Genomic DNA, 18,201 nt, shown 5'->3' with positions numbered 1-18,201 from the left:
CCCTTTCAAGCCCAAGCTGACAGCTCGGAGCTGCCCGGCAGGCTTGTCGTTGCGTTGAGGAGTGCCGGGCGCATCAGCCCCGTGAGAGACGGCGAAAAGACCAGGAGGTATTCAATGCCGTGGCTTCGCTAGCCACCGCGTTCGGGAGACTCGCTCGAGCATAGCCTCGCCCGGATGCGGGCCGGGGCATGATATGCGCTGAACGAAAACGTAATTTGGCGCGACCCAGCGCTCCGGTCCGTATGTGTCTGGATCGTCAAAAAGTTAGAGCACGATGTTCATTGATCATCCCGATCAAGAACAGCCGTGCTCTAACAACACAAGTGCGTCTCTCTTCATCGCCCGTTTGACACTGGATCACTTTGACATTGGATCAAAAGATACCGGCTCAACAAGATGCCGAAGTAAGACTGCAACCCTAACCCAAGGTTAATCGACCGCTACCAAATTCTCAGCGGAAGCCTTGCCGTTCTGTCCTGGAACGAGCTCATACTCGACTTTCTGGCCTTCACGAAGACCTGACATTCCAGCACGCTCCACAGCGGAAATGTGCACGAATGCATCCTTGGAACCGTCATCAGGTTCGATGAACCCATAGCCTTTTGTGGGGTTGAACCACTTAACCGTTCCTGTCGTCATTTTCTGTCCTTTCAACCAACAACGAGCCCACCGACGGCATCGTGCCGCAATGTGGGTTAGGCATCACGATTTCTCGAGGAGTAACGCGGCTGCGCGCAAAGGCGTCGAGGAGGACACGCCAGGAGAATTGTGTAACCAAATTTTTTTTCGCCCGTTTCACAAAAAAGTGCAAGCTGAATCAACGCCTACATCATAAAGACTTCTACTTCGTCCACACACCAAACCCGCGTAAAGTCATGAAGTCGATCAGATCCATCAAACCGCACCAACTTAAGCCCATAGCTTACACTCGCAACCCAAAATTGCAACAACATATGCGCTATCGCCGGGGAATTTCTGTCTTTCACCATACAGCCTGCGGCTGTTTTAAGGAATGGGGATGCGGAGCTGGCGCGGAGTGGCTCTGAAGTACAGACGGCGCGTCGGCTCAAGGACTCTGAATCATGGTCATGGGGCATCGCCGAGACACAGGCATCGCATCACAGAACACCACGGAATACGCGATGGATCGCTTTGAAAGCCAGGTATCGGGCGAACCGTCTCGGCAAGCAGCGCCACCGCAAAATCGGACCTGCCTCCGGCTAAATAGACATAAGAGAGGCGTTTCCGCCCGCTGCGGTCGTGTCGGTCGTCACGGTGCGTTCGGTCGCGTAGCGATGGAGGTAATGCGGCCCTCCCGCCTTGGGCCCGGTTCCGGAGAGCCCCTCACCGCCAAAGGGTTGAACCCCGACCACCGCGCCGATCGTGTTGCGGTTTACGTAGGCGTTACCGACGCGCAAGCGCTTCAGGACGTGCTCAATGGTTGAATCAATCCTGCTGTGAATCCCGAAAGTGAGTCCGTAACCCGCCGTATTAATGGCGTCTATCACTGCATCCAGACGTTCCGCCTGGAAACGAACGACATGGAGCACCGGACCGAACACCTCACGCTTAAGTTGTGCGACCGAGTTAATTTCAAACGCCGCCGGAGCGACAAATGTCCCCTTGGACGCCTCTTTCGCGAGCCCTGTGCGATTTAAGAGGCGGCCTTCCTTTTGCATACGGGTGATATGTGCTTCCAACACTGCTTTCGCTTCACCATCGATGACAGGTCCGACGTCGGTTGAGAGCCGCGCAGGATCTCCGACACGCAACTCATCCATGGCGCCGGACAACATGGTGATGACGCGATCAGCGATGTCCTGCTGTAAAAAGAGGACCCGCAGCGCAGAGCAGCGCTGCCCGGCGCTCTGAAAGGAAGAAGCGACCACGTCGTTCACGACCTGCTCGGGCAACGCCGTGGAATCCACGATCATCGCGTTCTGCCCGCCGGTTTCGGCAATCAGCGGCACGATCGGCCCCTCACGCGCGGCCAGAGCCTGATTGATCAGCCGTGCCGTCTCCGTGGATCCCGTAAAGGCAACGCCTGAGATGCGCTGATCCCGCACAAGTTGCGAACCGACTTTTGCGCCGTCACCGGGCAGCAGATGCAGCACGTCGCCCGGTACGCCGGCCCGGTGCATCAGCTTGACGGCTTCGGTCGCAATCATCCCGGTCTGCTCGGCCGGTTTTGCGATCACCGCGTTCCCGGCGGCCAGAGCCGCGGAGATTTGTCCGGTAAAGATCGCCAGTGGGAAGTTCCAGGGCGAGATGCACAGAAAGACACCGCGCCCATGCAGTGAAATCTCGTTGGTTTCTCCCGTCGGTCCCGGCAAACGCTTAGGCTCACTGAACTCTTCACAGGCCCGCGCCGCATAATAACGACAGAAATCCACCGCCTCACGCACCTCGGCAATCGCATCGGCAATGGTTTTACCGGCCTCGCGCACACAGAGCGCCATCAGGTTGGCGCGATTGCTCTCCATCAGGTCCGCCAGGCGGCGCAGGCAGGCGGCCCGCTCCGTCGCGGGTGTCGCGTTCCAACTTGGCGCGGCGCGGTCGGCACGAGCGACAGCGGTCTCGATATCTTCCGGTGTAGACCAACGCACCTCTCCGACCTTGTCACTCAGGTCTGCCGGATTCTGCACCATGCGGGTCTCCCCGCCTGCTTCCTGGCCGGCGACGAGCGGTGCGCCGACCCAGCCTCGCTTGGCCGCACGCTCCATTTCCCGGCCAAGCGGCGCGAGTTCCTGGGGTGCGTTCAGGTCAAGACCAGCGGAATTGGCCCGTTCGCTGCCATAAAGCCCCACGGGCAGGGGAATTTTCGGATGCGGTATGATATCCAGACGCTGCGCCGCAACCACGGGATCGGCGATGATTTCGTCGATCGGCAGTTTTTCGTCTTGAATGCGGTTAACGAACGAAGAGTTCGCTCCGTTCTCGAGAAGACGGCGCACAAGGTAAGCCAGGAGATCCTCATGGCTGCCGACCGGCGCGTAGATCCTGACCGGACGGTTCATCTTCGCCGGCCCGACAATCTGCGCGTACAGCGCCTCGCCCATGCCATGCAGACGTTGAAATTCGTAATCCTCGGACCCGTTGGAGAGTTCGAGAATAGCAGCGACCGTATGGGCGTTATGAGTCGCGAACTGAGGATAGAAAGCCGCGGGATCGGCGAAGAGCTTCTTGACGCAGGCCAGGTAGGAAACGTCGGTAGAGACCTTGCGGGTATAGACGGGATAGCCGCTCAGTCCCTCCGTCTGTGCCAGCTTGACCTCGGTGTCCCAATAGGCGCCCTTGACCAGCCGGACCATGAAACGGCGGTTATGCCGCGCCGCGACCGAGGCCAACCAGTCCAAAACGAAGGGTGCGCGTTTTTGGTAGGCCTGAACCGCGAGGCCGAAGCCACTCCAACCGGCCAGATCCGGATCGCCCGACAGCGCCTCGATCACATCCAGGGAGAGATCCAGCCGATCCGCTTCCTCCGCATCGACCGTCAGCCCGATACCGAGCCGGGCCGCATCCAATGCCAAGGCCTTGAGGCGCGGCACCACTTCGGTCATGACCCGCCCGCGCTGGGCAAACTCGTAGCGGGGATGCAGAGCCGAGAGCTTCACCGATATTCCGGGTGCATCATTCACAGCCCGGCCTGCCGCCGCCGCGCCGATCGCGACGATGGCGTGCGTGTAGGCCTCGAAATAGCGGTCTGCGTCAGCCATGGTACGGGCACCCTCGCCCAGCATGTCATAGGAATAGCGGTACCCCTTAGCTTCATCGGGCTTGGCGCGTTTCACCGCTTCCTGAATGTCGCGGCCCATAACGAACTGCTGTCCCAGGATGCGCATGGCCCGAGAGATAGCGGTTCGAATCACCGGCTCACCGCTGCGATGAACCATGCGGCGCAAGACGCCACCAAAGTCCTTGGTGTCGTCATCCTCGAGCTTCACAACACGCCCGGTCAACATGAGGGCCCAGGTCGAAGCATTGACGAAAATGGAATCGCTGTGCCCCAGATGCGCCTGCCAGTCGGCCGTGGCGATCTTGTCCTTGATCAGCTTATCCAACGTATGGGCATCTGGAACCCGCAGGAGCGCCTCGGCAAGACACATCAGGACGACGCCCTCTTTACTCGAGAGCTCGAACTCATGCATGAAGGCATCGATCCCGCCCTGCCCGATCCGTGAACGCCGCACCTCGGCGACCAGCGCCCGGGCGCGTTCGGCAATCCGGTCCAGCGCATCATGCGGCAATTCAACTTCGCCCAGCAGGCTTCGAACCACCTGTGCCTCATCGGCGCGGTAGGCCTCGCGGATCGCTGTCCTGAGATCGGATGTTTGGGCCAATGACGGGTCAATGATCATTTGCAGGTTCCTTCGAGGCTGCGGGAGCGCATCACAATATGGTGGTGTCTTAGCCTTTTCTCAGAAGAATGTGCTTCTGTTTTTCCGTATTTACCGAGATAATGATCTGCCGTAACAATATATTTTAGCAGAAAACACTATGGACCAAACGATTCAGAGATCTTTAGACCGGATTGACCGCAAAATCCTGGCCACGCTTCAGGATAACGGCAGAATTTCCAATGTGGAACTGGCACGCGCAGTCAATCTCAGCCCGACACCTTGCCTGGAGCGGGTACGCCGTCTTGAGACGACAGGATACATCGAAGGATACAGCGCCCGGCTGTCGGCGGAAAAACTCGGCGTGGGCTTGACGGTGTTCGTTCAACTGACCCTGGACCGCACCAAGCCGGACGTGTTCGACCGCTTCCGCGAAGCCGTGGCCGACATTCCCGAGATTGCGGAATGTCACATGGTCGCAGGTGGCTTTGACTATCTGATCAAGATCCGCACCAGCGACATGAATGCTTACCGCCAGATGCTGGGCGACAAATTGGCCGCCCTGAAATCCGTCCTCAACACCCACAGTTACGTGGTCATGGAAGAGGTCAAGAATGACCGAAATCTGGCGGTTCCCAAACAAGCCTAGAAAAGATCTCAGCAGAGAGCTGACATCTCTCCACGACGCCCCTTTCACGCCGGGTTTCCTGCAACAGACGGTTTTCCGTTGACTAGTTTTGTTATATTGGTACATATATAACAAATGAAAAAATCAATCGAACGGGTGCAGACCGGCGTACGCATCGAGAAACGTTTGCTCAAGGTCCTGAAAGGACTTGCCGAGCATCTCGATATCACCGTCGGTGATCTGCTGGAGGGAATGGCGCTGCATTCTTTCGAGAACAAACCGCCCTTCTCAAAAAACACGCTCAAGAAAATCGAGCAGTTGAAAGCGGTCTATGATTTCGACCTGCAAGCGTCACACAGCCACAAACTGAATGATACCGGAGAAAAGTGATGTCTACCCGCTCAAGCGAACTCGTACGCGCTTTTGAAGCGCGCGATCTCGATCCCGTCGCTTTTGGGCACGGCGATCACGTCGCGGTCGCCTACGAGATGCTGCGCAAGTACGATTTTCTGAACGCGCTCGTAAACTATAGCAAAAGCCTGGACGCCATCGCCACCAGGGCCGGAGCCCCGGACAAGTTCAACACGACCATCACAGTGGCCTTCATGGGCCTGATCGCGGAACGCATGAGCTCAAGCCATTGCACCGGATATGAAGACTTTATTTCTCAGAACGAAGACTTGCTGTCGAAAGACCTCCTCGCGAAGTGGTACAGCCCCGAGCGGCTGAAGTCTGACCTGTCCCGCAAGACATTTTTGCTGCCGGACGCAGCCAACGGAACCTGAGCCCGATCCATTAGAAATTTTTCAACGAACGACGCGAACCTCTCCTTTCGCCGTACTCGTCGAGAGGGCAAAGTGATACCTACCCTTACAAGGAAACTTACCTTCATAAGGAGCTGGGCATGACCTTTGCACCGGGCGGCTCTCCACGGCGCCTCTCCCTCGACCATCCACCAAAACCTGCCGAGACACTCCATGCGTTAGCCGATTACGCGGGCGATGTTGAATGCGACAGGTATATGGAGGGCGAACTCTTCGATCGGCTGCAAGGGCGGATTGCCGGGCTCCTCGGCAAAGAAGCAGCGCTTTACCTGCCGAGCGGAAAAATCGCTCAGATGTCTGCGTTGAAGGTTCTGACAGGCCGTGCCGGGTGTTCGCGCATCGCGATGCATCCACGCGCCCACTTGGAGGAATATGAAGCCCGCGCCTATCAGGAGCTTTGGGGTCTGACGGCAGCGCAGCTCGGCGGGTACGACCGCTTGCCGACACGCGACGATCTGGATGCAATTCACGAGCCTCTCGGGGCGGTCGTGCTGGAGATGCCGCAACGCCGGCTCGGCTGCCTGCTGCCGAAGTGGGATGAGCTGACGGCCCTCACCGAACTCGCCCGTACCCGCGGGATATATCTGCATTTGGACGGTGCCCGGCTCTGGGAGAGCCAGCCCTTCTACAACCGGCCTCTGACAGAAATCGCTGCGCTCTTCGACACGGTCTACGTGGCCTTCGACAAAGGCCTGGGCAGCTTGACCGGCGCCGCGCTGGCGGGTCCTCAATGGGTGATCGATGAAGCCATGATCTGGCAACGGCGCGCGGGCGGCCGTGCATTGCGGAGCTTTCCCAGTCTTCTCTCCGCTCTCAAAGCCTTGGACGAACGCCTGCCGCACATGACCGAGTTCCACCTCAAATCCAAGTCACTGGCGGCGACGCTGAGTGAAATTCCTTCGGTCAGCGTTTCCCCCAACCCGCCCCATGCCAACGCCTTCCTGGTCAGCCTGCCGGGCTCACGCGAACGCGCGCTCAATGCCCGTGACCGCATCGCCGAGGAAAACGGCATCTGGCTCTTTGACGAGCCTGAAGACGCCATCGATCAATCGCTCGTCCGTTTCGAAGTCACCGTGCGCGGCGCAGCATTCGATTTGGAGGAAACCGAGGTGAAATTGGCCGTAGCCAAGTTTGGCCAACTCATATGCGCAGGTCGATGAACTGGACAAGCTCTGGTGCGATCGGCAGTCTCGCGACCTATGATAAAAGATAAAGAACACTCGATTCCCGACGCCGGCCGGATTCATGGCGGGTTCGCCGATCTGGTCGACTACCAGTTGGGCGTTTGGCGCGAAGACTATGCCGAGGTGGTGCTCGACGTGCGGCCGCAACATCTGAACCGCAGCGGCGTGCTGCACGGGGGCGCGGTCTCGACACTCATCGATACTGCCTGCGGCTATGCCGGTTGTTTTTGCACGGTCGAGGGAAATTTCCGGCGCGCCCTCACCCTCTCGCTCGAGACCCAGTTCATCGGCGCCATCACCGAGGGCAAGCGGGTAACGGTCACGGCCCGCAAGACCGGTGGCGGCCGCTCGATCTTCTTCAGTACCGCCGAAGTCCGAGATCAGGACGGCAAGCTGCTCGCCCAGGGCACCGGCACCTTTAAATACCGCCGGGGCAGCGAAGACCCCGAAGGCGTTCCCGCCGAAGCGCCGAAGCCTCTGCGCCGCCCGTAAAGGACCGAACCTTAGACGCAAGACCTGAAGCCTAGAGCGCGTCATGTTTTAACGGAAACACTCTGTGTTTTCGCTAAAACATGTGAACCCGCTCTAAATCGTATAGTGAGAGCAGATTCACCGGTACGACGCATCGCCGAAGGCGATTCCATCTAAACCGGATCTGCTCTAGCGAGCAGCCACCGCTGCGAAAAACGCTCTATCAAGCTTCCCGAGCGACCAGATGCACGATACCGCCGGGTGCCGCGATCCAAAAGCCGTCTAGGCCCTCCGGCAAAGGCTCCACCTGGTCGCAGCGCACGACGCCCTGCTGTTGCAAATAGTCCGAAGCTGCAACGGTGTCCGGGGTCGTCACCTCAAGCCAGAGTTCCGGCTGTGTCATGGCCGGCACCTTATCCAGCCACAGCCGGACAGCGCCAAAGTCCACCACGGCACTCTCTTCCTCGTACTCTACCGGTAAAGAAAGTGTCTCTTCGTAGAAAGATACAGTCTGGTCAAAAAGATGCGCCGGCAGCTTCATCGCGATGTTGGTGCCGGGTTTGAAACCAGGACTGGTCATCATAGATCACCTCTTCCAGCCATTTACCCTGCCTGCTCACCTTGCGGTGAAATCAGGCGTTTCCTTGGCAAGGAAAGCCCGAATGCCCTCCCGATAGTCGTCGCTGTTGCAGTTCTCGAAGGGGGCAACCCAATCCTTTGCCTTCAGGTCCAGAGGCGCTTCGGCCTTGCGCGAAAAAACCTTATGGGCCCGCGCGACAAGCGGTGCGCCGGCGGAAATCCTCTCCGCCGTCGCCGCAATCTCGCCATCCAAGTCCGCATCCTCCACGACACGGGTCACAAGCCCTTTGGTGCAGGCCTCTTCGGCTGTAAAAATCCGGCCTTCGAGTAGCAGTTCCAAGGCCGTTGGCCGGCCCACCGCTTCGACCAGCGCGATCATGGCCGCATAGGGCAAGACGTTGCCGATACGGTTGATGGGCAGCCCGATCCGTCCCGACCGGCCCGAAATCCGCAGATCACAGTGAATCGCAAGCTCCAAACCACCCCCGACACAGGCGCCCTGAATGGCCGCAACTGTTGGACAGGGGCAGTCCCGCACGGCATCGGTCGCGCGGTCCATGATCTTGGCGTAAGCCTGCGCCTGCTTACTGTTTGCACGCACTTTCGAAAACTCGGCGATATCAGCACCGGCTGCAAAGGCTCTATCGCCCGCGCCGCGCAGGATAATGCAGCGCAGCGTCTCGTCGCTGTTGAGGCCCACCATCACGTCACCAAGCGCCGCCCACATCTCCAGGTTAAAGGCATTGCGGCGTTCGGGCCGGTTCAAGGTGATGGTGGCGATCGCGCCGTCGCGCTGCATCAGAACAGTGTTGGACATCAGTGTTTTCCCAAAATCTGCGCTTTTCATGACATGGCAGCGCCGTATGTGCCGGGGGCGGCAGACCGCGTTTCGACGGTTGTTCCGCTTCCTCGGACAGAGTACATTGTTGCACTGCACAAGAGCAAGATCCGACGAGGCCGCTTGCACCAAACCCGAACAGGCCCCTCTACTCTATAGGCCCCTCTATTGGAAAGCAGTGGAAATGGTTTCAAAACCCAAGACGACCGGGACGCGAAGCACGAAAAAGCCCGTCAAAGCGACAGCAAGCAAGCCCGCAAACCCGACAAACTCCTCTACTGCGCGCAATAAGGTGTCGGTCAAGAAAGCTTCCAACCCCTGTTCACCCTGGCCTCAGGGCGAAAAAGTCAGGCGTATCAACGTTGCCTTGCAAGGCGGTGGTGCGCACGGAGCTCTGACCTGGGGTGTCCTCGATCGCCTGCTCGAGGACGACGGCATATCGATCGAGGGGATTTCCGGAACCAGTGCGGGCGCGGTCAATGGCGTGCTGCTGGCCTATGGCATCACGGCGGGCGGGCGCGCCTTTACACGCGATCTGCTGGCCCGCTTCTGGAAACGCATTTCGGAAATCGCCGCGACCTCGCCGCTGCAGCCGACCCCCCTGGACCGGATGCTCGGTCTGGGCCGCATGGACTACTCGCCCGCCTTCATGGCGCTGGACATGATGTCGCGCGTTCTCTCGCCTTATCAGTTCAACGCGCTCGCACTCAATCCGCTGCGCGACACCCTGGCGGAGTTCGTCGACTTCGAAGTGATCCGGCATTGCAAAGAGGTCAAGCTTTTCGTGAGCGCCACCAGTGTCAAACGCGGCCGGGTCAAGATCTTCGATCTGGAGGAAATGTCCCTGGATGCCGTCATGGCCTCTGCCTGCCTCCCCTTCCTGCAGCCCGCGGTCGAAATCGACGGCGAGCCTTACTGGGATGGCGGATACATGGGCAATCCGGCAATCTTCCCGCTGATCTACCACACGGACAGCAGCGACGTTCTGCTCATTCAGTTGAACCCGATCAATATCCAGGAAACGCCCAAGTCGGCACAGGAGATCCTGGACCGGCTCAACACTCTGACCTTCAACTCCAGCCTGATGCGCGAAATGCGCGCCATCAAATTCGTCACCGACATCATAGACAGCGGCTACGACGATGACGGCCGCCTGAAACGGATGCTGATGCATGTGATCGACGCGGAGGACGTCATGGACGATCTCGGGGTCTCGAGCAAACTCAACGCCGACTGGGAGTTCCTTCAGTATCTCCACAGGATCGGTTACGACCGGACCGAGGTCTGGTTGAAGGAAAACCGCGACGCTCTCGGCGTTCGCTCCACCATGGACATCGAAGAGATGTATCTGTGACCGGCGTCGCTTCGTGACTCGCAATTAGCGTTGCCCGGACCTGGATGAGCGGATAAACAGAGGCCGCAAAAGCCAAGAGGGCAAGGCCCGAAGCTTAAGGTCGGGATAAAGCGGGGGACACTGCGGGAATGACGACGGATATGACAGGCGACAAAGCATTGGCGAACGAGGCGGCGCGGGTCACGGCGCGGATTTTGATGGAGATTGAAGCGGTTCTCTTCCGGCCCGACGATCCCTTCACCTTTACCTCGGGCCGAATCAGTCCGGTCTACGTTGACTGCCGCAAGATCATCTCCTTCCCCCGCGCCCGCGCACAGCTGATGGACTATGCCGTCGAGATGATAACCCGGGAGATCGGATACGAGTCGCTGGACGCCATCGCCGGGGGCGAGACCGCCGGCATTCCCTTCGCGGCGTGGATCGCGGAACGCCTGAACCTGCCCATGCTCTATGTCCGCAAGAAGCCAAAAGGCTTCGGACGAGATGCGCAGATCGAGGGTGCGATGAAGGAAGGAGACCGAATCCTGCTGGTCGAGGACCTGGCCACTGATGGCGGGTCGAAGCTCAATTTCGTCGAGGCCCTCAGGACCGCAGGGGCACAGGTCAGCGATACCTTCGTGGTTTTCCATTACGGCATTTTCCCGAAAGGGATCCAGGACCTCGCCGACAAAGGCGTCCGTTTGCATGCTCTGGCCACCTGGTGGGATGCCCTGGCCGTTGCCGAGGAACAGGGCTACCTGGAGACAGAAGGCTTGGAACAGGTCCGCGCATTTTTGAACGACCCGAACGGCTGGTCCGCCGCACGTGGTGGTGTAGCCGACTGAGTTCATCACCAGGTTTCCTGCTGACGTTCGATCACATTGCCGAAAACCTCTGCACCGCCGCTCATTTTAGGTTTAGACTGCACGTTACAAAAATAAACGGTAACGGGACGGCATCATTAATGCGGCGACTACTCTCTGCCATCGGCGCGCTTTTTCTTGGGCTCGCCACGCCTTCCGCTTTGGCCGCCGAAACGCTCACTATCGGCATCACGCAATATCCCTCTTCCTTTCATCCCACACTGGTCTCGATGCTCGCCCAGCGTTATGTCGAGGGACTGACGTTGCGGCCAATCACCGTCTACGACCATGACTGGAAACTGGTGTGCATGCTCTGCACCGAGCTGCCGACCATCGAAAACGGCGGAGCCAGGCGCGAAACCTACGAAAAGGACGGCGAGACCAAGGAAGGCATGGCCGTCACCTACAGCCTGCACCCCGACGCCACCTGGGGCGACGGCACGCCGGTTTCCAGCGACGACATGCTTTTCACCTGGGAAATGGGCCGTGACGAGCGTTCCGGCGCGGTCTCTCTTGAGGCGTTCCAGCGGATCCTCTCCATCGACATCATCGACGAGAAGACCTTTACTCTGCATCTCGACCGGGTGACCTACAGCTACAATGCCTTTTCACTGGCACTATTGCCCGCCCATATCGAACGTCCGATTTTCGAAGCCAACCCCGCAGAATACCGCAACCGGACCGCATTCGACCGTGATCCTTTCAATCCGGGGCTGGCCTTCGGTCCCTATCGGCTGGCCGCCGCCGAACCCGGCTCTGCAATGGAGTTCCTGCCCAATCCCACCTGGTGGGGTCCCAAACCCGCCTTTGACAAGATTATCGTTCGCGCCATTGAGAACACCGCGGCCTTGGAAGCCAACCTGCTTTCAGGTGCCGTCGACACCATCGCCGGCGAGATCGGCTTGACGCTGGATCAGGCTCTGGCCTTCGAAAAACGCAACGGCGACAAGTTCGACATGGTCTACAAATCCGGCCTGATCTATGAGCATATCGACCTGAACCTGGACAACCCCATTCTGGCAGACCAGCGCGTCCGCAAAGCCCTGATTCACGCGCTGGACCGCGAGACGATCAGCGCGCAACTCTTTCAGGGCCGTCAGCCGGTCGCCCATGCCTCGGTCAGCCCTCTGGATTCCGTCCACAACCCCGAGACGCCGACCTACCCCTACGACCCCGCCAAAGCCAAGGCACTGCTCGATGAAGCAGGCTGGTCGGTCATGAAACGGGGGATCCGTCACAACGCCGACGGAGAGCCGTTAACGATTGAGATTATGACCACCGCCGGGAACCGCTCGCGTGAATTGGTTCAACAGGTCCTGCAAAGTCAATGGCGGCAGATCGGTATCGACATTACGGTCCGCAACCAGCCCGCCCGCGTCTTTTTCGGCGAGACCGTAAGCCGGCGAAAATTCACGGGCATGGCCATGTTTGCCTGGATCTCTTCTCCTGAGAGCGTGCCTTTGACCACGCTTTCTTCCACCCAGATCCCGACCGAAGCCAATGGCTGGTCGGGCCAGAACTATACCGGGTTCAACAATGCCGAGATGGATGCGCTGATCGACGGGATCGAGCGGGAACTCGACTTCGAAAAACGCAAAAAACTCTGGGCACGGCTGCAGACCCTCTATGCCGAGGAATTGCCGGTGATCCCACTCTACTGGCGCGCCAATGCGTTTCCCTTGCCAAAATGGCTCAAGGGCGTGCGTCCCACCGGGCATCAGCTCACCACGACGCTGTGGGTGGAGGAATGGCGCGTGGAAGGCCGGAATTGAAATCCCACAGTCAAAGCCCGCAGTCGCACCGGATCGGGCAACTGAGCCGCTCTGACCAACTGAGTGCCCAGATATGATGAAAGTCGTCCTCAGCAGGCTCGGAGAGTCAGCAGTGGTCTTGCTCATCATGTCGTTCGTCATCTACGCGCTGATCGGTCTGATGCCGGGCGACCCTATCGACATTATGGTCAGTTCCGATCCGAACCTGACGGCCGCGGATGCGGCCCGCCTGCGCGCCCTGCATGGCCTCGACCGCCCGATCCACGAACGTTACTTCGCCTGGTTGAGCGCTGCCGTGCAGGGGGACTTCGGGTATTCCCGGATCTCCAACCAACCTGTCCTCGAGGTTCTGATACCCCGGCTCGGCAATACCGTGGTTCTGATGGGCTGCAGCTTCCTGCTCGCTCTTCTGCTGGCCATTCCGGCCGGCATTCTGGCTGCGCTCGTGCCGCGCTCCTTTTTCGATCACGCGATAAATCTGACGGCCTTTGCCGGGATCTCGGTGCCGCCTTTTTGGCTGGCCATCCTTCTGATCATTCTTTTCTCGGTCATACTGGGATGGTTGCCTGCCGGCGGCATGGGGAGCGCCGACGCGGATTTCGGCACCAAACTCTCTCACTTGGTCCTGCCGGTGCTCACCCTGACCCTGGCGACTCTCGGCGGGCTGATCCGCTTCATGCGTGCCGCCATGATTGAGGCTTTGCGGCAGGACTATGTCCGCACGGCCCACGCCAAGGGTCTGCATCCGGCCCAGGTGGTTATCGGCCATGCGCTGCGAAATGCCATGATCCCGGTTACGACGATCATAGCCCTGAACTTCGGCAGCCTCTTCTCCGGCGCTTTGATCACCGAGACCATGTTCGGCTATCTGGGCATGGGAAAAGCCATCTACGATGGTATCCTGGGCAATGACTACAATTTAGCCCTGGTCGGACTCCTCTTCGCTACGTTAACGACGTTGTTGGCAAATCTGATCGCGGATCTCGCATACTCCTGGCTCGATCCGCGCGTCTCATATGCTTAAGTGCTTAATTTTACCAATCTTGAGCACCAATTGTTAACCACTTTGGGGGCACACTCTTGTTTATTCGAAGTCAACCTCGTGACGGAGCAAAGCCCCGGCTTATGTTTTGGAAACCCAAACCCACAGTTCAGCGCAGACGGCATCCCAGAAGCGACGTTCCACTTGAAATTCGCTTTGGCAATGAAGTCGTATCAACTGTCAACTGGAGCCTGGGTGGATTTCTGATCAAGACCGGCACCCACCGTCACAAAGGCACCCGCCACCGGATCGAACTCGAACTCCACGACATTGAAAACGGAAAAGCCTGGGCCAACGCCGAATGCATCCGCAGCTACGGTGGCCGCAGCGCCTTCCGCTTCAAGGATCTCTCAAAGCCGGCTTATCGCGCCCTGCGCCAGATGATTGCCGAAAAGCAGGCCGCCTGACGACCTCAGCGTATTTGACTCTCCGGGGCACCCAGCGCTTACGCTCGGCCGGCACTTGCTCCCCAACAGTGTCTATTGCGGTGGGTTGACCGGCACCGTTTGCGCGAATGACGGGCGCTTCGAGAGACTTTCGAACCAGGCGCTCAATTTCGGATAGCTGCCGCGCCAATTCCGTTCATCGTAGCGAAAATCCAGATACCCCAGGGCACAGCCCAGCGCGATCTGAGCGAGGTTCAGCATCTCCGCCTTGGGATCCCCGCAGGCCTCCGGATCTGCCTCGAACGCGGCAAGTCCGCTGTCGATCTTACTCCACTGATCCCTAGTCCAGCTTTCCCAGCGGAATTCCTCAGGCCGGAGCCAGGTTTCGTAGCGCACCAGGACCGCCGCATCGCAGATGCCGTTGGCAAGGGCGTGGTCTCGAAGGATCAACCAACGCGCCTCGCCGCCGCCCGGGAGAATCCGCCCGCCGCCTGCCCGCGCGTCGAGGTATTCGCAGATGACACCCGAATCATACAAAACGGAGCCATCGTTCCGCGCCAGCGCCGGTATCTTGCGAAGCGGGTTGCCGTCTCTCGCGTAGTCTTCGTTCGCCATCCCGGGCGCAACCGGGGTCAGAACAAGTTCAATATCATCGGCCAGCCCAAGTTCGAGGGCCGCTACATGAACCTTCCGCGCGAAGGGCGATTGAGGTGCATAGAAGAGCTTCATCGCAGTATCTCACTACCTTTGGACAGAAAACCGGGTTTGAGCGCGTCGAAACCCACAAAGAAAATCTATGATGCAGCAGTTTGCTGCGATAGGTACAGCGATATCCTATCGAAGGCGACGGTCATGCGTTAGTATCGGCGTTCAAGATTCGCCTTACGCCTGGAATGTGCCTTCTATGCCGGAGCCAGCCGCCGACGCTTCCTCCAATCTTCTCGCTGCAGAGGCCGCGCTCGCGACGGGTCCTGCGCGCTCGGTTCGTGCTCTTCTGATCCGGCGGTTTCTTCAGCACCACCTCGCCCTCGTCAGTCTGGCGGTATTGATCGCGCTCGGCGCTCTGGCTGCGGCGGCCCCTCTGGTCGAGAGCCTGCTCGCTGTCGACGCCAATCAGGTCAATCTCCTGGCCCTGAAGCAGGCACCTTCACTGGCCCATCCACTGGGCACGGACGAGCTCGGCCGGGACCTGTTGGTGCGTTTGCTCTACGGGGGGCAGATCTCTCTGCTCGTGGCCGTCGTCACGGCACTCATTTCAGCCGTTATCGGTACCATCATCGGCGTCATCGCCGGTTACTACGGCGGCCTGCTGGATTCGCTCCTGATGCGGCTCACGGACGGGGTGATCGCCCTCCCCCTCCTGCCGCTGCTGATCGTGCTGGCGGCGATCGATCTCTCCAAAACCGGTTTGCCTGAAAGTCTGGTCGCCTCAGAGAATGTCAGCCTCTATCGCATCGTCATTCTGATTTCCCTGGTCGGCTGGACAACGGTCGCGCGCCTTGTCCGTGGCGCGACTCTGAGCATGAAGACCCGGGAATTCGTGCGCGCGGCCCGGGGGCTCGGCGCGGGCGCGCCGCGGATCATGATGGTGCATATTCTGCCCAACGTGATTTCCCCGGTCATCGTCGCCACGACGCTCTCGATCGGAAACATCATTTTACTCGAATCAGTTTTGAGTTTTCTAGGCCTGGGCATTCAGCCGCCTATTCCCAGTTGGGGCAACATGCTCACCAATGCGCAAGAGCTGATCTGGGACGCTCCGATGCTGGCCATGTGGCCGGGGCTGATGATCTTTATCACTGTGATCGCCTTCAATTTCCTGGGAGACGGCCTGCAGGACGCTCTGGATCCACGCGCGGTTGAGAAGGCTTAGAGTGAAGGCTCATAAAAGCTGATCAAACTCACCGGGGGGCAGAGATTCGAACAGACGAAAAACGGAAATCTGCAATCCAGGATAAGACACAGAAACCGTTGGACGGAAAAGCTCTCGGGCCAGACTCACATGCTCTATTGCCGGAATAGCGGGCTCTTATAAGCCCTGGTGCAAGCCAGGGCTTAGCGCTCCTCAGATACCGAGCAGCCCTGGAAGCGCGCGCATATCCGTGAAAACCTGCGCGCCCTCCCGTGCCAAACGCGGATCCAACCCCTTGGGGTCATAGCCGAGCACGCGCATGCTGGCCGCCTTGGCCGCCTGCACACCGAGCGGACTGTCTTCGATGACCACACAGCGTTGCGGCGCATGTCCCATTGTCTCCGCGGCATGCAGAAAGAGGTCCGGATGGGGTTTGCCGCGCTCGACTTCGTAGGCCGAAAAGATCCGCCCTTCAAAACGCGGTTTTAATCCTGTCACGTCAAGCGTGACCGCCATCTTCTCATGCGGTCCCTGGGACGCCACGCAGTGTTGCAGGTCGCTCTCCACAAGAAAGTCGAGTAGCGCATGGATTCCCGGTACCGGCTGCAGATCCTTGCGGAAGGCTATGTCACTGCGCGCGCGCAGATTTGCCAACCAGTTTTCCGGCAGAGATCGTCCGATTTTTTCCTCGATCACGGCCATCACCGTGTCGAGATGCGAACCCTTGAAGTACTTCAGGCAATAGTCCGTCGTCACCTGCCAGCCCAGGGCGCTGATTTCCTCTGCCATAACCGCGTTGGCGATGGTCTCGCTGTCGACCAGAACACCGTCGCAATCGAAGATGATAAGCGCCGGCGGCTCTGATGGTTCAGGGTGCGGCAAAACGGAACCTGCCGTTACCCCGCCCGTGGCATGGTGGTCTCGACGAGTTTCGCCCAGTAACTCGCGCCGATCACCGAGATTTCATCGTTGAAATCGTAAAGCGGGTTATGGACCGAGCAACCGCCGGGCTCGCCATCCGCACCGTTGCCCAGCCAGATGTAACAACCGGGCTTTTCCTGCAGCATATAGGCGAAGTCCTCCGAGCCCATCAGCGGCGGCATGCCGACTTCGACGTTGGGTTCGCCAACCACCTGTGCCGCAACCTCGGCTGCAATGTCGGTTTCCATCGAGGTATTGACCACCGCGGGATAGCGTTTTTCATAGCGCATGGTCATGCTGGCGCCCTGCGACTCGCAAATCCCCTTTGCGATCCGCTCGATATCGGCCTCGGTCTGCGCCTGCACATCAGCATCGAAGCTGCGGACCGTGCCGCGGATGACGGCTTCCTGCGGGATCACGTTCCAGGTATCGCCCGCGTGAATCTGGGTCACGCTCACCACAACGGATTCCAACGGATCGACCCGACGCGAAGCGATGCTCTGCAGCGCCGTCACGATTTGCGAGGTCACCAGTATGGCATCGACACCCAGATGCGGCATCGCCGCGTGTGCGCCGACACCTTTGATCGTCAGTTCGAAGATATCGAAGGCCGCCATCGCCGGTCCGACCCGCATGCCGACCTGTCCCGTGGGAATCCCCGGCATATTGTGGAGACCGTAAACCGCCTCCACCGGGAACTTCTCGAACAGCCCCTCTTCGACCATGACCCGGCCGCCGCCTTCGTTTTCCTCGGCGGGCTGGAAGATGAAATTGACGGTCCCGTCGAAGTTCTTGGTTTCAGCCAGGTAGCGGGCGGCCCCCAGCAACATCGCCGTATGGCCGTCATGACCGCAGCCATGCATCTTGCCCTCGTTCTTGGAGCGATGATCGAATTCATTGAGCTCGGTCAGGTGCAGCGCGTCCATATCCGCGCGCAGACCAATCGCGCGGCCGCTCTTTTTGTTACCATGCAACACACCGACGACGCCGGTGGTCGCCAGACCGCGGTGGACTTCGATGCCCCATTCCTCGAGCTTATCCGCAACGAAGTCGGACGTTCGGACTTCCTCAAAGGCCGTCTCGGGGTGGGCGTGCAGATCACGGCGCCAGCCTTTGATGTCATCATGAAACTCTGCGATGCGATTGATAACAGCCATTCTTCGACTCTCTG

General features: G+C 59.2%; 18 protein-coding genes. 11 read left to right on the top strand and 7 right to left on the bottom strand.

Going from position 1 to position 18,201, the window contains the following annotated elements:
- Nucleotides 1–429: 429 nt before the first annotated feature.
- A complete protein-coding gene (locus FKG95_RS07335; protein ID WP_142895671.1) occupies nucleotides 430–639 on the bottom strand; it encodes a cold-shock protein in 210 nt (69 codons plus the stop codon).
- A gap of 581 nt (nucleotides 640–1,220) precedes the next feature.
- Nucleotides 1,221–4,358: a bifunctional proline dehydrogenase/L-glutamate gamma-semialdehyde dehydrogenase PutA gene (putA, locus tag FKG95_RS07330; RefSeq protein WP_142895670.1), complete on the bottom strand. Its 3,138-nt coding sequence runs from the start codon at nucleotides 4,356–4,358 to the stop codon at nucleotides 1,221–1,223.
- Between the two features lie 139 nt (nucleotides 4,359–4,497).
- Here putA and FKG95_RS07325 point away from each other — a divergent pair, with 139 nt between their 5' ends.
- The 5 genes from FKG95_RS07325 (at nucleotide 4,498) to FKG95_RS07305 (ending at nucleotide 7,465) form a co-directional block, all read left to right on the top strand.
- Nucleotides 4,498–4,986 carry an Lrp/AsnC ligand binding domain-containing protein gene (locus FKG95_RS07325; RefSeq protein WP_142895669.1) on the top strand — a complete coding sequence of 163 codons (489 nt, stop codon included), beginning with the start codon at nucleotides 4,498–4,500 and terminating at the stop codon, nucleotides 4,984–4,986.
- 114 nt (nucleotides 4,987–5,100) lie between these two features.
- Complete coding sequence (locus FKG95_RS07320) at nucleotides 5,101–5,355, top strand: hypothetical protein (protein ID WP_142895668.1); 255 nt, start codon at nucleotides 5,101–5,103, stop codon at nucleotides 5,353–5,355.
- On the top strand, nucleotides 5,355–5,750 hold the full coding sequence (locus FKG95_RS07315) for a hypothetical protein (RefSeq protein WP_142895667.1): 396 nt from the start codon (nucleotides 5,355–5,357) through the stop codon (nucleotides 5,748–5,750). Before FKG95_RS07320 ends, FKG95_RS07315 begins: the two co-directional genes overlap by 1 nt.
- Nucleotides 5,751–5,869: 119 nt before the next feature.
- Nucleotides 5,870–6,949: a threonine aldolase family protein gene (locus FKG95_RS07310; protein ID WP_142895666.1), complete on the top strand. Its 1,080-nt coding sequence runs from the start codon at nucleotides 5,870–5,872 to the stop codon at nucleotides 6,947–6,949.
- A gap of 39 nt (nucleotides 6,950–6,988) precedes the next feature.
- Nucleotides 6,989–7,465 (top strand): PaaI family thioesterase, encoded by a 477-nt coding sequence (locus FKG95_RS07305; RefSeq protein ID WP_142895665.1) that lies wholly within the window; start codon nucleotides 6,989–6,991, stop codon nucleotides 7,463–7,465.
- A gap of 202 nt (nucleotides 7,466–7,667) precedes the next feature.
- Here FKG95_RS07305 and FKG95_RS07300 read toward each other — a convergent pair whose 3' ends face one another.
- Nucleotides 7,668–8,027, bottom strand: a complete 360-nt coding sequence (locus FKG95_RS07300) for a hypothetical protein (protein WP_142895664.1) — start codon at nucleotides 8,025–8,027, stop codon at nucleotides 7,668–7,670.
- A gap of 33 nt (nucleotides 8,028–8,060) precedes the next feature.
- Nucleotides 8,061–8,840, bottom strand: coding sequence for an enoyl-CoA hydratase/isomerase family protein (locus FKG95_RS07295; RefSeq protein ID WP_142895663.1), 780 nt, complete (start codon nucleotides 8,838–8,840; stop codon nucleotides 8,061–8,063).
- A 205-nt stretch (nucleotides 8,841–9,045) separates the two neighbouring features.
- Between FKG95_RS07295 and FKG95_RS07290 the strand changes: the two genes are divergently transcribed.
- The 5 genes from FKG95_RS07290 (at nucleotide 9,046) to FKG95_RS07270 (ending at nucleotide 14,278) form a co-directional block, all read left to right on the top strand.
- Nucleotides 9,046–10,215, top strand: a complete 1,170-nt coding sequence (locus FKG95_RS07290) for a patatin-like phospholipase family protein (protein WP_142895662.1) — start codon at nucleotides 9,046–9,048, stop codon at nucleotides 10,213–10,215.
- A 128-nt stretch (nucleotides 10,216–10,343) separates the two neighbouring features.
- Nucleotides 10,344–11,039, top strand: a complete 696-nt coding sequence (locus FKG95_RS07285) for an orotate phosphoribosyltransferase (protein ID WP_142895661.1) — start codon at nucleotides 10,344–10,346, stop codon at nucleotides 11,037–11,039.
- Between the two features lie 119 nt (nucleotides 11,040–11,158).
- Entirely contained in the window at nucleotides 11,159–12,829 is a 1,671-nt protein-coding gene (locus FKG95_RS07280) for a peptide ABC transporter substrate-binding protein (protein WP_142895660.1), read from the top strand.
- Nucleotides 12,830–12,902: 73 nt separating this feature from the next.
- Nucleotides 12,903–13,853: an ABC transporter permease gene (locus FKG95_RS07275; protein WP_142895659.1), complete on the top strand. Its 951-nt coding sequence runs from the start codon at nucleotides 12,903–12,905 to the stop codon at nucleotides 13,851–13,853.
- A gap of 101 nt (nucleotides 13,854–13,954) precedes the next feature.
- Nucleotides 13,955–14,278, top strand: coding sequence for a PilZ domain-containing protein (locus FKG95_RS07270; RefSeq protein ID WP_142895658.1), 324 nt, complete (start codon nucleotides 13,955–13,957; stop codon nucleotides 14,276–14,278).
- 72 nt (nucleotides 14,279–14,350) lie between these two features.
- Here the strand turns inward: FKG95_RS07270 and FKG95_RS07265 are convergent, their stop codons facing one another.
- Nucleotides 14,351–14,986 carry a glutathione S-transferase gene (locus FKG95_RS07265; protein WP_142895657.1) on the bottom strand — a complete coding sequence of 212 codons (636 nt, stop codon included), beginning with the start codon at nucleotides 14,984–14,986 and terminating at the stop codon, nucleotides 14,351–14,353.
- A 175-nt stretch (nucleotides 14,987–15,161) separates the two neighbouring features.
- Here FKG95_RS07265 and FKG95_RS07260 point away from each other — a divergent pair, with 175 nt between their 5' ends.
- Entirely contained in the window at nucleotides 15,162–16,130 is a 969-nt protein-coding gene (locus FKG95_RS07260) for an ABC transporter permease (protein WP_142895656.1), read from the top strand.
- 192 nt (nucleotides 16,131–16,322) lie between these two features.
- Here FKG95_RS07260 and FKG95_RS07255 read toward each other — a convergent pair whose 3' ends face one another.
- Together FKG95_RS07255 and FKG95_RS07250 are read right to left on the bottom strand one after the other, a co-directional pair.
- A complete protein-coding gene (locus tag FKG95_RS07255) occupies nucleotides 16,323–16,991 on the bottom strand; it encodes an HAD family hydrolase (protein WP_142895655.1) in 669 nt (222 codons plus the stop codon).
- A 14-nt stretch (nucleotides 16,992–17,005) separates the two neighbouring features.
- A complete protein-coding gene (locus FKG95_RS07250) occupies nucleotides 17,006–18,187 on the bottom strand; it encodes a M20 aminoacylase family protein (protein ID WP_142895654.1) in 1,182 nt (393 codons plus the stop codon).
- Nucleotides 18,188–18,201 lie beyond the last annotated feature (14 nt).

It is taken from the genome of Denitrobaculum tricleocarpae (assembly GCF_007004665.1).
Classification (GTDB): domain Bacteria; phylum Pseudomonadota; class Alphaproteobacteria; order Kiloniellales; family Kiloniellaceae; genus Denitrobaculum; species Denitrobaculum tricleocarpae.
This window is presented reverse-complemented; position numbering and strand designations above follow the sequence as displayed.

Bases quoted from the DNA above. Each gene is read 5' to 3' on its own strand.
- FKG95_RS07295 (WP_142895663.1), bottom strand. From the start codon at position 8,840: ATGTCCAACACTGTTCTGATGCAGCGCGACGGCGCGATCGCCACCATC.
- FKG95_RS07270 (WP_142895658.1), top strand. From the start codon at position 13,955: ATGTTTTGGAAACCCAAACCCACAGTTCAGCGCAGACGGCATCCCAGA.
- FKG95_RS07285 (WP_142895661.1), top strand. From the start codon at position 10,344: ATGACGACGGATATGACAGGCGACAAAGCATTGGCGAACGAGGCGGCG.
- FKG95_RS07290 (WP_142895662.1), top strand. From the start codon at position 9,046: ATGGTTTCAAAACCCAAGACGACCGGGACGCGAAGCACGAAAAAGCCC.
- putA (WP_142895670.1), bottom strand. From the start codon at position 4,358: ATGATCATTGACCCGTCATTGGCCCAAACATCCGATCTCAGGACAGCG.
- FKG95_RS07250 (WP_142895654.1), bottom strand. From the start codon at position 18,187: ATGGCTGTTATCAATCGCATCGCAGAGTTTCATGATGACATCAAAGGC.
- FKG95_RS07310 (WP_142895666.1), top strand. From the start codon at position 5,870: ATGACCTTTGCACCGGGCGGCTCTCCACGGCGCCTCTCCCTCGACCAT.
- FKG95_RS07335 (WP_142895671.1), bottom strand. From the start codon at position 639: ATGACGACAGGAACGGTTAAGTGGTTCAACCCCACAAAAGGCTATGGG.
- FKG95_RS07320 (WP_142895668.1), top strand. From the start codon at position 5,101: ATGAAAAAATCAATCGAACGGGTGCAGACCGGCGTACGCATCGAGAAA.
- FKG95_RS07325 (WP_142895669.1), top strand. From the start codon at position 4,498: ATGGACCAAACGATTCAGAGATCTTTAGACCGGATTGACCGCAAAATC.
- FKG95_RS07300 (WP_142895664.1), bottom strand. From the start codon at position 8,027: ATGATGACCAGTCCTGGTTTCAAACCCGGCACCAACATCGCGATGAAG.
- FKG95_RS07280 (WP_142895660.1), top strand. From the start codon at position 11,159: ATGCGGCGACTACTCTCTGCCATCGGCGCGCTTTTTCTTGGGCTCGCC.
- FKG95_RS07305 (WP_142895665.1), top strand. From the start codon at position 6,989: ATGATAAAAGATAAAGAACACTCGATTCCCGACGCCGGCCGGATTCAT.
- FKG95_RS07265 (WP_142895657.1), bottom strand. From the start codon at position 14,986: ATGAAGCTCTTCTATGCACCTCAATCGCCCTTCGCGCGGAAGGTTCAT.
- FKG95_RS07315 (WP_142895667.1), top strand. From the start codon at position 5,355: ATGTCTACCCGCTCAAGCGAACTCGTACGCGCTTTTGAAGCGCGCGAT.
- FKG95_RS07260 (WP_142895656.1), top strand. From the start codon at position 15,162: ATGCCGGAGCCAGCCGCCGACGCTTCCTCCAATCTTCTCGCTGCAGAG.
- FKG95_RS07275 (WP_142895659.1), top strand. From the start codon at position 12,903: ATGATGAAAGTCGTCCTCAGCAGGCTCGGAGAGTCAGCAGTGGTCTTG.